Source organism: Achromobacter agilis, assembly GCF_900496965.1.
Classification (GTDB): Bacteria; Pseudomonadota; Gammaproteobacteria; order Burkholderiales; family Burkholderiaceae_B; genus Achromobacter; species Achromobacter agilis.
Map to the genome: position 1 here is coordinate 139,189 of NZ_UFQB01000003.1, position 13,331 is coordinate 152,519.

Sequence of the window (13,331 nt, forward strand, 5' to 3'; positions counted from 1 at the left end):
GAATGCAGGCCGGAAATCGCGGGGTGGAGGCCGTGCCTGGAAGAATTGTGAATTTTACTCACTGGAGGGCGGCGGGCATGCTGCAGGGCAAGGTCATACTGGATCTGACGTGGGTGTTGGGCGGGCCGTTCGCCGGCCAGCTGCTGGCGCAATTGGGCGCCGAGGTCGTCAAGGTGGAGCCGGTGGGCGGCGACTATGCCCGTTCGGTGCCCCCGGTGTCCGATGCGCAGGATTCGCCGTTCTTCCTGTCGGTGAACCGGGGAAAACGCAGCGTGGCGCTGGACCTGAAACACCCCCTGGGCCGACAGGCCTTCCAGGACCTGGTGCGGGAAGCTGATGCGGTGATCTACGGTTTTGCCTCCGATGTGCCGGCGCGGCTGGGCCTGGATCACGCGACCCTGGCCGCGATCAACCCTCGTATCGTGGTCGGCCAGCTGATCGGGCTGGACGACCAGGGGCCCTATGCCGGCGCGCCGGCGTTCGACCTGATGCTGCAGGCCATGTCCGGCCTGATGAGCATAACGGGCGAGGCCGGCGGCAAGCCGGTGCGCGTGGGCTACCAGGTGGCGGATCTGGCGGGCGGGCTTTATCTGGCGTTGGGAGTGGCGGCGGGTCTGGCGCAGGCGCAGGCCACCGGTATCGGAGAGCGCGTCCAAGTGTCGCTGTTCGACGCGCAGATGGCCATGCTGACCTGGCAGGCGCAGGGCTATCTGCAGGGAGGTCCGGCGCCGCGCGCCAGCGGCGCGCGGCACGCCATGATCGCGCCCAGCGATATCTACCGCACGTCGGACGGGCGCTGGATCGCGCTGGCGCCGACAGGCGACGCGTTCTGGCAGGCCCTGTGCGCCGCCATCGGGCTGCCCGGGCTGGCCGCGGACGCCCGCTATGCCACGCCTGCGGCGCGGGTCGCCAACGTGGAGGCCCTGACCGAGGACCTGGCCGGCGCCATCGGCCGGCGCACTGCGCAGGAATGGCTGGATATCTTCGAGGCCCGGCGGGTGCCCGCCGCGCTGGTGCTGGGCGTGGACGAGGCGCTGGCGCATCCGCTGGCCGCGTCGCGCGGCATGGTGGAGCCCGTGGCCCGGCCGCAAGGCGGCGAGCCCGTGCGCATGCTGGGCAACCCCTTCAAGTTTGCCGGCCAGCCGCAACTGGGCTACCCGCCCGCGCTGGGCGAGGACACGGAGGCGCTGCTGCGCGGCATGGCGGGCTATGGCGACGACAGGCTGGCCGCCCTGCGGGAGGCGGGGGTGATCCGGACGGACGCCGCGCTGGCGGGAGCGGCGCGATGAACGCCGTCCAGGACGATCGCGACGCCGGGCTGGGCGAGGACGCGCGCGCGCTGTTGCGCGGCGTGGCGGAATTCGCGCGTGGCGAGCTGGGGCCCCTGGCGGCCGCGGGCTGCGGCGAACAGCCCTGGGCCGGCGACCTGATCCGGCAGGCGTGCCGGCGGGGCTATGCCGGGATCGAGGTCCCGGCGGGCGAGGGTGGGCTGGGCCTGCCCTACCGCATGCGCGCCAGGGTGGCGGAAACCCTGGCGGCGGCGGACTTCGCCTTCGCCTTCGCCTTCATCAACCAGCACAACGTGGCGCTGCGCATCGCCGAGCACGGCAGCGCGGCGGCGCGCGCGCGCTATTTGCCGGGCCTGCTGGCGGGAGAGCTCATAGGAGGCACCGCGATGTCGGAACCGCGCGCCGGCAGCGATTTCGCCGCCATCGCCACGCGGGCTCGGCGCGGCGAGGGAGGGGGCTGGATCCTGGACGGCGAGAAGGCCTGGGTGGCCAACGCCGCGGGCGGCGAAGTGGCGCTGGTGTTCGCGCAGACGGATCCGGCGCGCGGACCGGCGGGCATTGCCTGCTTCATCGTCGACCTGCGGGCGCCGCAATGCGAGCGGGTGGCGGGCGCGCCGCTCGAAGGGCTGGGCGCGGCGGGCATCGCCGGCATCCGCCTGACGGGCTATCGGGCCGAGGACAGCGACGTGCTTTACGCGCCGGGCCAGGGATTCTCCATGGCGCTGGCCGGCGTGAACAAGGCGCGCACGCATATCGCCGCGATGGCCGCGGGCCTGCTCGACGGCGCGCTGCGGCTTGCGGTGCGCCACGCTTCGACGCGGCAGGCTTTCGGCCGCCCGATCATCGAGCAGCAGGGCTTGCGCTGGTCTCTCGCGGACGTGTCGATGCGTCTGCAGATACTGCGGATGCTGGCGGACCGCGCCGCGGGCCTGATCGACGCGGGATCCGACGAGGCCGTGGCCGCGGCCGCCATGGCCAAGAAATACGCCGGAGAGGAATGCCTGGATGCCGTGTCCGCCTGCGTGCAGGTCCTGGGCGCGGGCGGATTGCTGCCTGCGCAGGGCATGGCGCGGCGGCTGCTGGCGGCCAAGGCGCTGTGCTTCGCAGACGGAACCACGGAAATGATGAACGAGCGCATCGCGGCGGGACTGGCCGCGCGGTTCGCCACGGCGCCGCAGGCCACCGCGCCGGGCGCCACTGCTGATGGGGAGAGGGGAATGCCGTACCGGGCATTGAAATTGACGCGGGGAGAGGATGGCGCCACGCAGGCGCGGCTGGAGCGGATCGCCGAGGACGAGCTTCCCGATGGCGAGGTGCTGGTGGACGTGGCGTATTCGTCGCTGAACTACAAGGATGCGCTGGCGATCACCGGCAAGTCGCCCGTGGTGCGTAGTTTTCCCATGGTGCCGGGCATCGATTTCGCGGGCACGGTGCGCCACAGCGCCGATCCGCGCTTCAAGCCGGGCGACGCCGTGCTGCTCAACGGCTGGGGCTTGGGCGAAACCCGCTGGGGCGGCCTGGCGCAGGCCGCGCGCGTGCCTGCCGACTGGCTGCTGCGCCTGCCCGCGGACATGGACGCGCGCCGGGCCATGGCCATCGGCACGGCCGGCTATACCGCCATGCTTTGCGTGATGGCGCTGGAACGCCACAACGCTACGCCCGAGGGCGGGCCGGTGCTGGTCACCGGGGCCAACGGCGGCGTCGGCACGGTCGCCATCGCGCTGCTGGCGGGCAAGGGCTACACGGTCACGGCCAGCACCGGGCGTCCGCAGGAGGCGGACTACCTGCGCGGTCTCGGCGCCAGCGGCATCCTGGACCGCGCCACGCTGTCGGGTCCGGGCAAGCCGCTGCAGAAGGAGGCGTGGGCGGCGGCGGTCGATTGCGTCGGCAGCCACACGCTGGCCAATGTGCTGGCAGGCATGCGCTACGGCGCGCCGGTGGCGGCCTGCGGGCTTGCCCAGGGCATGGACCTGCCCGCGACGGTGGCGCCGTTCATCCTGCGCGGCGTCGCGCTGATCGGCGTGGACAGCGTCTACGCGCCCATGGGGCTGCGCGCGGAGGCCTGGCGCAGGCTGGCCGAGGAACTGCCCCAAGGCATGCTGGAAGCCAACACGCGCGAGCTGGGGCTGTCGGAGATCGCCGCGGCCGCCGTGCCGCTGCTGGAGGGCAGGATACGAGGCCGCATTGTCGTCGACGTGAATCGATAGCGGCCGCCGAACCGAAGAGGGCCGCAGCATAGCGGCCCGCATACCACCAAAGGAGACTGGGCATGATGAAGCAACGATGGCGTTCCGTCATCGCTGCGGCGGCGCTTTGCGCTGCCGCCGGAGCGGCATGGGGACAGGGGTATCCGGACAGGCCGGTGAGGTTGATCGTGCCGTTCCCGCCGGGCGGTTCGGTGGACTACGTGGCGCGCAATATCGCGCCGGTGCTGTCGCAGAAACTGGGGCAGACGGTGGTGGTGGACAACAAGGGCGGCGCGTCCGGCACCATCGGCACGGCGGAATTGGCGCGCGCGCCCGCCGATGGTTATACGCTGATGCTGGCCTTCGATTCGCACGCGGTCAATGGTTCGCTTTACAAGAACCTGCAATACGACACGATCAAGTCGTTCGACTACATCAGCCTGATCGGCACCATGCCCGCGGTGCTGCTGACGGCCAAGAAAACCGGCATCACCACCTTGCAGCAGTTCCTGGACTATGCGCGCGCGCATCCGGGGCAGGTGAACTACGGCTCGTCCGGCGTGGGCGGCTCCAATCACCTCAACCTGGCGGCGCTCGCCGCCCGCACGGACATCAAGGTGACGCACGTGCCCTACCGCGGGGGCGGACCGATGTTCAATGCGATCCTGGGCGGCGAGGTGGACGTGGTGATCGCCAGCCTGCCCACCATCGTCGGCTTCGTGCAGGGCGGGCGGCTGAATGCGCTGGCCATCGGATCGGCGAAGCCGGCGCCCGCATTGCCGGACGTTCCGCCCATCGCCGAGCTGGTGCCGGGCTTCGAAGCCTATTCATGGGTCGGCATGCTGGCGCCGGCGGGCTTGCCGCCCGACGTGCGCCAGCGTGTGCAGCAGGCTCTGCGCGACACGCTGGCAACGCCTCAGGTCAAGAACAGCATGGAGCAGGGCGGCTTCAACATCGTCTCCAGCTCGCCCGAGGAGTTCCAGCAGCGCGTGCAGGCCGAATCGCAGCGCTGGGACAAGCTCATACGCGATACGGGGATCAAGATCGAGTGATCCCCGTCCATGCCGCCGCCCGCCGCCGTTTCAGCCCTTGAGCCCCAGCCGCCTTGCCAGCTTGTGCAGGTTGCTGGGGTCGACCTCCAGGGCGCGTGCGGCGACGGCCCAGTTGCCCTGGTGCGCCGCCAGCGCGCGGCGGATCGCCTGGCGCTGGCAGGCATCCACCGCGTCGCGCAGCGCCAGAGTGGGGCCTGCGGGTTCGGGCATATCGATGTCTTCATCGGGCCCGGCCACCTCCATGTCGCCGTCGGACAGGTCCAGCAGCTTGGCGCTCAGCGTAACGATTTCGTTGCGGCTGGCGCCGTGGCTGACGGCCTTGATGGCGGCGCGGCTGATGACGTGCTCCAGTTCGCGCACGTTGCCGGGCCAGCGGTAGCGGCGCAGCATTTCCTCGGCCTCGGGCGACAGCCTCAGGCTGCGCAGCCCCAGGCGCGCGCGGTTCAGCTCCAGGTAGCGTCCGGCCAGCAGCAGCACGTCGTTGCCGCGATCGCGCAGCGGCGGGATCGGGATCGGGTAGACGGACAGGCGGTGATAGAGATCGGCGCGGAAGTCCCCCGCGCGCACCAGGTCGCGCAGGCTGCGGTTGGTGGCGGCCACGATGCGCACGTCCACCCTGCGCGGGCGGTCGTCGCCCAGCCGCTGGATTTCGCCGTTCTGCAAGGTGCGCAGCAGCTTGGCCTGCACCAGTAGAGGCAACTCTCCCACTTCGTCCAGGAACAGCGTGCCGCCGTTGGCGGCCTCGAAGCGGCCCGGGCGGTCGGTGACCGCTCCCGAGAACGCGCCCTTGGCGTGGCCAAACAGTTCGCTTTCGGCCAGGGACTCGGGCAGGGCGGCGCAATTCACGTGCACCAGGGGCTTGTCGCGGCGGCGCGAAAGACGGTGCACGCGGTGCGCGAACAGCTCCTTGCCCACGCCGGTTTCGCCCAGCAGCAGGATGGGCAGTTCGGAATCCGCGACCACTTCGATCTCGTGCAGCAGGCGGCCGATGGATTCGCTCTGGCCGAGGATCTCGTTGCTGTCGGGGGCGGCGCTGTCGGTCGGTTCCGCGCCGCGCGCCACGCGCAGCGCCCGGATCTCGGCTTCCAGCCGCGTGGTCCGCAGCGCGGCTTCCAGCACCACGATGTAGTCGCGCAGATCGGATTGGGCCTCCGCGTCGAAAGTGCCGACCTCCAGCGCGTCCAGGGTCAGCACGCCCCAGGGCCGCCCCTCGATGTGCAGGCTAGTGCCCATGCAGTCGTGCACGGGCAGCGGTTCGCCCGCCATGCCGTTGATCAGCCCGTCGTACGGATCGGGCAAGGTGCTGTCGTGATGAAAGCAGGTGACGCCGCGCCGCGCGAGGATGGCCGCCAGCCTCGGATGATGTTGCACGGCGAAGCGGCGCCCCAGCGCGTCCTGCGTCAGGCCGTCCACCGCGACGGGACGCAGGTGGTCTTCTTCCAGCTGCAGGAGCGCCACGGCGCCGCAGCGGAAGTGCGCGCGCAGGCTGGAAAGCAGCCGCTGGAGGCGGACGGCGGGGGGAAGGTCGACGACCAGATCGGCGAGCAGGAGGTTTTGCATGGGGTGAATTTTACCGCTTGACGGTGAATACAACCCCATCCGTTTGGGGTGATATTCACCCTTTAATTTGCAGATGATTGATAAATCACAACTTTTTCCTGGCACGGTTTTCGCTTTTATCCAGGTACCCGTCACGATCAATGGAGAAGACGATGAGCATGGTCGAGCAATCCCTGGGACAGTTGGCCCGCAGCATTCCTGGCGCCACTCAGGTTTTTCATGAATACGAACTGGATTTCTGCTGCGGCGGCAAGAAAAGCCTGGCCGAAGCGGCGGCCCAGCGTTCGCTGGACGCGGCGCAGATCGAAGCCCGCCTGATCGCGCTGGCGCAGAATGCCTCCCCCGAAACGGACTGGGGCTTGGCCTCGCCGGCGGAGCTGATCGATCACATCCTGGAGCGCTATCACGAGGTGCACCGCCAGCAGCTGCCCGAGCTGATCCGGCTGGCGCTGAAAGTGGAGCAGGTGCATGCCGACAGCCCGGACTGCCCGACCGGCCTGGCGGACCACCTGCGCGTCATGCAGCAGGAGCTGGAAAGCCATATGCAGAAAGAGGAGCAGGTGTTGTTTCCGATGCTGGCGCGTGGGCACGGCGCCATGGCGACCATGCCCATCCGGGTCATGCGCATGGAGCACGACGACCACGGCGTGGCGCTGGAGCGGCTGCTTGCCCTGACCAACGGCGTGACCTTGCCGCGCGCCGCCTGCAATACCTGGCGGGCGCTGTACCTGGGCATCCGGACCTTCAAGGAAGACCTGATGGCGCACATACACCTGGAGAACAACATCCTGTTTGAAAACGCCGCCGGCCCGGCCGAGCCGCCCGCCATGCAACGGACGGTGGGCTGAAGACGACGAAAGCGTGGGGGCGGGGCGATCGGCCCCGCCGGGCCCGAGGGAATCCGGCATGAACATCGACAAATTCAAACAGCAACACGTAGATATCCTGCAGGGCATCGCTTCGCTGCGCCGGCTGGCGCATGCGGGCGTGGTCCGCAACGCGGCCGAGATCGCGCGTGGCATAGTGTCCATCAGCGCGACGATCAAGCTGCACCTGGCCGTAGAGGACAGGGCCTTGTATCCCGCCGTGGCCCGCAGCGCCGACGCGGACCTGGCCCGCACCAGCCGCGCCTTCCAGGATGAAATGGACGAGATCGCGCGCAGCTACGAGGACTTCGCCCGCCGCTGGAACAATGCGGGCAGCCTGGAACGGGACGAAGCGGGTTTCCGGGCGGACGCCAATATCGTGCTGCGTCGCGTCCACGAACGCATGCAGCGCGAAAACCGCGATCTCTATCCCCGCATCGAGGCGATGTAGCGCCTAGCGTTCCTCGGGAGGGATGCCCTCCAGGCTGCGCAGCAGGCTTGCATGGGCGGCCAGGTCGACGGGGCGGTGCTTGCGCTCCGTGCTGGCCGGGTACCGGCCCAGGTAGTTTCCGCCCTTGCGGTCGCTGGCCGGCCGCACGGGACGGGGCGTGAAGCCGCCGCCGCAGTTGGGGCAGGCATTGCCCAGCAGGCCTTCCGCGCAATCGGCGCAGAAGGTGCATTCAAAGCTGCATATCCTGGCCTTGGCGGATGCCGGCGGCAGCGCGGTGTCGCAGTGTTCGCAAGTGGGGCGCAGGGCGAGCATGGTGGACTCCTGGGACGGTGGGATTCCAGGGTAGGCGCTTGCGGGCCGGAGGGCCATGCAGATCCGGACACAAAAGGAATGAAAACGGCCATGCGCGGGACGCATATCCGGCCCCGGCCGCCTGTAAACTCGGGAAACCTTACGGGGCGACAGGGGATTTTTGATGGCCGGAAGCAGTTTCTTTGCATTGTTCGACGACATCGCCACCATCCTGGACGATGTGTCCGTCATGACCAAGGTGGCCGCCAAGAAAACCGCGGGGGTCCTGGGCGACGACCTGGCGCTGAATGCGCAGCAGGTCACCGGCGTGCCCGTCAATCGCGAGCTGGCGGTGGTCTGGGCGGTCGCCAAGGGCTCCTTCATCAACAAGCTGATCCTGGTGCCGGCGGCGCTGCTCATCAGCGCTTTCGCGCCCTGGGCGATCACGCCGCTCCTGATGCTCGGCGGCGCGTTCCTCTGCTACGAAGGCGTCGAGAAACTGGCTCATAAATACCTGTCGCACGGCGATTCGCCGGAAGGCCACCACGCGGCGCTTTCCGAAGCCCTGCAGGACCGGGCCGTCGACATGGTCGCCTTCGAACGGTCCAAGATCAAGGGGGCGGTGCGCACCGACTTCATCCTGTCGGCGGAAATCATCGTCATCAGCCTGGGGGCGGTGGCGGGTGCCGATTTCACGCGCCAGGTCCTGGTGCTGTCCATCATCGCCGTCGCGATGACGATCGGCGTCTATGGCCTGGTGGCCGGCATCGTCAAGCTGGATGACCTGGGCCTGTACCTCAGCCGCAAGTCCTCGCGGGCGCTGGCCTGGCTGGGCGGCCGCATCGTGGGCGCCGCGCCCTATCTGATGAAGACGCTCTCCGTGGTGGGTACCGCCGCCATGTTCATGGTCGGCGGCGCCATCCTGACGCACGGAATCGCGCCCGTGCATGCCCTGATCGAACACGCCGCCGCCGCGGTGGGCGAGGGCAGCGTGATCCCGGCGCTGGTGTCCACCCTGCTCAACGCCCTGTTCGGCATCGTCGCCGGGGCCGTGGTGCTGGGGGCGGTCGGTCTGGCCAAGCGGCTGTTCGGAAAGCGCTGACGCCCAGCGCGCCCTGGGGCGCGCGCCGCTTTCCTAGGGAATCCCCTGCCTTGTTGTGCCGGACTACTGACGCCTAAAATTGGCGCCAATTTAGGTAATCATTGTTTCGACCACCGGCATAGACCATGGCGCGCCCAAGCGGCCATGGAAACGAGGAAATCATGCAGTCCGACGCAGCACTCGCCATCCAACCCGACGCCGACCGCGCCCGGGCCATCTACGACCTGGGCCACAGCACCGTCTTCGCCGCGCGTACCGATCCGCGCTTTTCCTATTGCATGTACGTGCCGCCGCACATCGACGCGGCCAAACATCCGATGGAACTGGTCGTGATCATGCACGGCACGGGCCGGGCCTTCGTGGAATATCGCGACGCGTTCGCGGAATTCGCCCGCTGGAACGATTGCATCGTGCTGTGCCCGCTGTTCCCCGTCAGCCCGTTGGGCGACGGCAACCGCGACGGCTTCAAGCAACTGCGCGAAGGCGACATCCGCTATGACCAGGTCCTGCTGGACATGGTGGCGGAGGTGGGCGAGAAATTCGGCCGCGATTTCAAGCAGTTCGCCCTGTTCGGCTATTCGGGCGGCGGCCAGTTCGTGAACCGCTTTGCGCTGTTGCATCCGGAAAGCCTGTGGGCCGTGTCGATCGGCGCGCCGGGCTCGGTGACGCTGCTGGACCCGGACCAGGACTGGTGGGTGGGCGTGCGCGACGTGGAAGCCCGCTATGGCAAGCGCATCGACGTGGACGCCCTGCGCAAGGTGGCCGTGCACATGATCGTTGGCAAGGCGGACCTGGAAACCTGGGAAATCACCCACCGCGAAGGCGGCAAGTTTTTCATGCCGGGTGCCAACTCCGCCGGCAAGAACCGTCCGGAACGCCTGGAATCGCTGCGCCGTTCGTTCGAGGCGGCGGGCGTGGATGTGACGCTGGACATGGTGGACAACGTGCCGCATGACGGCCTGAAATGCGTTGGCCAGGTCCAGGATTTCCTGGCCGCGGCGCTGGCCAGGCTGCGCAATGCGTAACACCGGAATCGTGAAGAGCGCGCGGCGCGGATGCGCGCGCGCGGGGCAATAGGAGAGGGCCATGCTGCGTTTCGCGCTATCCCGTATCGTCATGGCGGTGCCCACGCTGCTGATCGTGGCGGTGGCCGTGTTCGTGATGATTCGGCTCATTCCCGGCGACCCGGCCCAGCTGCTGCTGGGCGACTTGGCCACGCCGGCCGCGCTGGCGGACCTGCGGGCTAAGCTGGGCCTGGACCAGACCTGGGCGGCCCAGTTCGGAATCTGGTTCGGCAACATGCTGCACGGCGACCTGGGCGCGTCCATCAACACCGGCCAGCCCGTGCTGCCGCTGGTGTGGGACCGCTTCCTGATCAGCGGCCGCGTGGTGCTGGTGGCGGTGCTGTTCGCCGCGCTGGTGGCGGTGCCGGCCGGCATGATCGCGGCCTGGAAGCAGAACAAGGCGCCGGACCTGTTCCTGGTGGGCTCGGCCACGCTATTGGTGTCCATCCCGACCTTCTGGCTGGGCCTGCTGCTGCTGATCTTTTTCGGCTTGAAGCTGCAATGGCTGCCGGTGGTGGGCTACGTATCCATCGGCGATGACTGGAAGGCCGGCCTGCTGTATCTGGTCATGCCCATCGTCACGCTGTTCCTGCACGAGATCGGCGTGCTGATGCGCATGGCGCGGGCCAGCACGCTAGAGGTCCTGCGGCTGGACTACATCACCCACGCGCGCGCCAAGGGCCTGTCCGAATCGGCCGTGCTGATGCGCCACGCCTTCCGCAACGCCTTCGGCCCCACCTGGACGCTGATCGGCCTGGTGCTGGGCAATCTGCTGGGCGGCATCGCGGTCGTGGAGACCGTGTTCACGATTCCCGGGCTGGGCCGCTTGCTGGTGGATTCGATCTTCGCCCGCGACTATCCCGTTATCCAGGGCTGCCTGCTGTTCGTGGGCGTGGTCTACGTGATCGTGAACCTGCTCATCGACCTCTGCTATCCCATCTTCGACCCGAGAGTGACCGCCGAATGAAAAAGCGAATCCCGGCCAACGCGCTATTGGGCGGCGCGATCGTGGCCCTGATGATCGTCGCGGCGATCATGGGCGCCTTCTGGACGCCACACGACCCGCTCAAGATCAACTTCGCGGCGCGCCTGCGGCCGCCCGGCGGGGATTTCCTGCTGGGCACGGACGAGTTCGGCCGCGACGAACTGTCCCGCCTGCTGGCGGGAGCGTCCAGCAGCGTCTGGATCAGCCTCCTGACCGTGACCTTCGCCATCGTGGCGGGCACGGCCATCGGCACCCTGACGGGTTTCGTGCGGGGCTGGACCGACCGCATCATCATGGCCTTCAACAATGCGCTGCTGGCCTTTCCAGGCCTGCTGCTGGCGCTGGGTCTGCTGGCCGTGGTGGGCGCGAACAAGTACGGCATCATCCTGGCGCTGGGCCTGGCCTACACGCCTTCGGTGACGCGCATCGTGCGCGGCACGGTGCTGTCCCTGCGCGAGAAAGAGTTCATCGAGTCTTCCCGCGTGCTGGGCAATTCCGAGCTCTACACCATGTTCCGCCATGTGCTGCCCAATTGTGTGGCGCCGCTGACGGTGCTGGCCACGTCCATGTTCGGCTGGGTGATCCTGGCGGAAAGCGCGCTGTCCTTCCTGGGCCTGGGCGTGCCGCCGCCCGCGCCCACCTGGGGCAACATGCTCGCGGCGGCGCGGCCGTTCATGGCGCAGGCTTCCTATCTTTCCATTCTTCCCGGCCTGGCCATCGCGCTCGCGCTGCTGGGGATCAACCTGCTGGGCGACGCGGTGCGAGACCGCTTCGATCCCCGCATGAGGGGCGTGTAATGAGCGCACTGGTATCCGTATCGAATCTGTCTTTGACGGTCGGCGCGGGCGGACGCGAGATCGTCGGCGGCGTGTCCTTCGAGGTGGCGCCGGGCGAGATGGTCGGCATCGTCGGCGAATCCGGCAGCGGCAAGACTCAGGCGGCGCGCGCCATCATGGGGTTGACCCCGCAGCCGCTGGTCGTGGCCGGCGGGTCCATCCTGTTCGAGGGCACGGACGTGACGAAGGCGAGCCCGGCCGCGTTGCGCAAGCTACGCGGGGCGCGCATCGGCATGGTGTTCCAGGAACCCATGACGTCGCTGAACCCATCCATGCCCATCGGGCGCCAGCTGGATGAAGGCCTGAAGCTGCACCGCAAGGATCTGACGGCCGCCGCGCGCCGCGAACGCATCCTGGATATGCTGCGGCGCGTGGGGATCCGCGACCCCAAGGGGGCGATAGAGGCATGGCCGCACGAGTTCTCGGGCGGCATGCGCCAGCGCATGATGCTGGCCTCGGTGATGCTGCTGGAGCCCGCTCTCCTGATCGCGGACGAGCCCACCACGGCGCTGGATGCCGTGGTGCAGCGCGACGTGCTGGAGCTGATGGTGGACCTGACCCGCGAACACCATACGGCCGTGCTGATGATCAGCCACGATCTGCCCATGGTGGCGCGTTACACCGAACGCATGGTAGTGATGCAGCACGGCAAGGTACTGGAGACCGGCACCACGGCCGGCATCCTGGAGCGGCCGCAGCACCCGTACACCCGCAAGCTGCTCGACGCCATGCCGCGCCGGCTGCCGGCGCGTCCGCAGACGAAGGAAGCGCCCATCGTCGAGGTCAAGAATCTGGTCGTGGACTACGCGGGCCACCAGCGGCTGTTTTCGCGCACAGGGGCCAAACGCGCGCTGAACGGCATCGACCTGCACGTAAAACCGCGTGAAGTGGTCGCGGTGGTGGGCGGCTCCGGTTCGGGCAAGACGACGCTGGGCCGGGCCATCGCGGGGCTCCTGACGCCCACCTCGGGCCGGATCCTGTTCCGGAACCAGGCGGTAGACCGCCGCTCGCCCGCCTGGCGCGACTACCGGTTGAATTGCCAGATGGTGTTCCAGGACCCGTACTCCTCGCTGGATCCGCGCATGACTATCGGACAACTGGTGGGCGAGGGCCTGCGCATGCTGGTCGACATGCCGGCGGCCGACAAGCGCCGCCGCGTGGACGAGGTGCTGGCGGAGGTAGGCCTGGGGTCTGAATATGCCAAGCGCTTCCCGCATGAATTGTCCGGCGGGCAGCGCCAGCGAGTGGCGATCGCCCGCGCAGTGGTGCGGCGGCCCGCTTTCGTGATTGCCGACGAGCCGGTTTCCGCGTTGGACGTGACGGTGCGGGCACAGGTACTGGACCTGTTCGCCGACCTGCAGGAACGCCACGGATTCTCCTGCCTGTTCATCAGCCACGACCTGGGCGTGGTGGAGCAGGTGGCCGACCGCGTGGTGGTGATGTGCGACGGCGGCATCGTGGAGCAGGGCTCCCGGGACGAGGTGTTCGACCAGCCGCGGGAGGACTACACCCGCAGCCTGCTGTCGGCGATTCCGGCGCTGGAGTCCACCGAGACCGGCGGGGTCCGTCTGCGCTGGCGGCTGGAAGGGCAGGAATCCCTGCGGGCCACGGCGTAGGCCCTGGGGACGGCGCCGCGCCGGCGTGCTGGC

The 13,331-nt window shown here is 68.6% G+C and carries 12 protein-coding genes and 1 pseudogene; 11 read left to right on the top strand and 2 right to left on the bottom strand.

Annotation, left to right across the window (positions count from 1 at the left end; all coding sequences use genetic code 11):
* Positions 1–47 precede the first annotated feature (47 nt).
* From AGI3411_RS04750 to AGI3411_RS04760, 4 genes and pseudogenes are all read left to right on the top strand, one after another.
* Positions 48–1,289 carry a CaiB/BaiF CoA transferase family protein gene (locus tag AGI3411_RS04750; protein ID WP_244240257.1) on the top strand — a complete coding sequence of 414 codons (1,242 nt, stop codon included), beginning with the start codon at positions 48–50 and terminating at the stop codon, positions 1,287–1,289.
* A pseudogene (locus AGI3411_RS30320) lies at positions 1,286–2,428 on the top strand (acyl-CoA dehydrogenase family protein); the annotation flags it as partial. The gene AGI3411_RS04750 and the pseudogene AGI3411_RS30320, both read left to right, overlap by 4 nt.
* 78 nt (positions 2,429–2,506) lie before the next feature.
* A complete protein-coding gene (gene acuI / locus AGI3411_RS30325; RefSeq protein ID WP_244240262.1) occupies positions 2,507–3,496 on the top strand; it encodes an acrylyl-CoA reductase (NADPH) in 990 nt (329 codons plus the stop codon).
* Positions 3,497–3,558: 62 nt separating this feature from the next.
* A complete protein-coding gene (locus tag AGI3411_RS04760) occupies positions 3,559–4,527 on the top strand; it encodes a tripartite tricarboxylate transporter substrate binding protein (RefSeq protein ID WP_129526253.1) in 969 nt (322 codons plus the stop codon).
* Positions 4,528–4,557: 30 nt separating this feature from the next.
* On the opposite strand, the gene norR is transcribed toward AGI3411_RS04760, so the two are convergent.
* Positions 4,558–6,087 carry a nitric oxide reductase transcriptional regulator NorR gene (norR, locus tag AGI3411_RS04765; protein WP_129526254.1) on the bottom strand — a complete coding sequence of 510 codons (1,530 nt, stop codon included), beginning with the start codon at positions 6,085–6,087 and terminating at the stop codon, positions 4,558–4,560.
* Between the two features lie 152 nt (positions 6,088–6,239).
* On the opposite strand from norR, the gene ytfE reads away from it, so the two are divergent.
* The gene (gene ytfE, locus AGI3411_RS04770) at positions 6,240–6,935 is read left to right on the top strand and encodes an iron-sulfur cluster repair protein YtfE (protein ID WP_129526255.1); all 696 of its coding nucleotides are present in this window, start codon (positions 6,240–6,242) and stop codon (positions 6,933–6,935) included.
* A 58-nt stretch (positions 6,936–6,993) separates the two neighbouring features.
* Complete coding sequence (locus tag AGI3411_RS04775) at positions 6,994–7,404, top strand: hemerythrin domain-containing protein (protein ID WP_129526256.1); 411 nt, start codon at positions 6,994–6,996, stop codon at positions 7,402–7,404.
* A 3-nt stretch (positions 7,405–7,407) separates the two neighbouring features.
* On the opposite strand, the gene AGI3411_RS04780 is transcribed toward AGI3411_RS04775, so the two are convergent.
* The gene (locus tag AGI3411_RS04780; RefSeq protein ID WP_129526257.1) at positions 7,408–7,716 is read right to left on the bottom strand and encodes a DUF1272 domain-containing protein; all 309 of its coding nucleotides are present in this window, start codon (positions 7,714–7,716) and stop codon (positions 7,408–7,410) included.
* 163 nt (positions 7,717–7,879) lie between these two features.
* Here AGI3411_RS04780 and AGI3411_RS04785 point away from each other — a divergent pair, with 163 nt between their 5' ends.
* From AGI3411_RS04785 to AGI3411_RS04805, 5 genes are all read left to right on the top strand, one after another.
* Positions 7,880–8,797, top strand: coding sequence for a DUF808 domain-containing protein (locus tag AGI3411_RS04785; RefSeq protein ID WP_129526258.1), 918 nt, complete (start codon positions 7,880–7,882; stop codon positions 8,795–8,797).
* Between the two features lie 161 nt (positions 8,798–8,958).
* On the top strand, positions 8,959–9,822 hold the full coding sequence (locus AGI3411_RS04790) for an alpha/beta hydrolase family protein (protein WP_129526259.1): 864 nt from the start codon (positions 8,959–8,961) through the stop codon (positions 9,820–9,822).
* A gap of 61 nt (positions 9,823–9,883) precedes the next feature.
* Positions 9,884–10,828 carry an ABC transporter permease gene (locus tag AGI3411_RS04795; protein WP_129526260.1) on the top strand — a complete coding sequence of 315 codons (945 nt, stop codon included), beginning with the start codon at positions 9,884–9,886 and terminating at the stop codon, positions 10,826–10,828.
* The gene (locus tag AGI3411_RS04800; RefSeq protein ID WP_129526261.1) at positions 10,825–11,643 is read left to right on the top strand and encodes an ABC transporter permease; all 819 of its coding nucleotides are present in this window, start codon (positions 10,825–10,827) and stop codon (positions 11,641–11,643) included. The genes AGI3411_RS04795 and AGI3411_RS04800 overlap by 4 nt, the downstream gene beginning before the upstream one ends.
* A complete protein-coding gene (locus tag AGI3411_RS04805; protein ID WP_129526262.1) occupies positions 11,643–13,298 on the top strand; it encodes an ABC transporter ATP-binding protein in 1,656 nt (551 codons plus the stop codon). Before AGI3411_RS04800 ends, AGI3411_RS04805 begins: the two co-directional genes overlap by 1 nt.
* Positions 13,299–13,331: the final 33 nt, after the last annotated feature.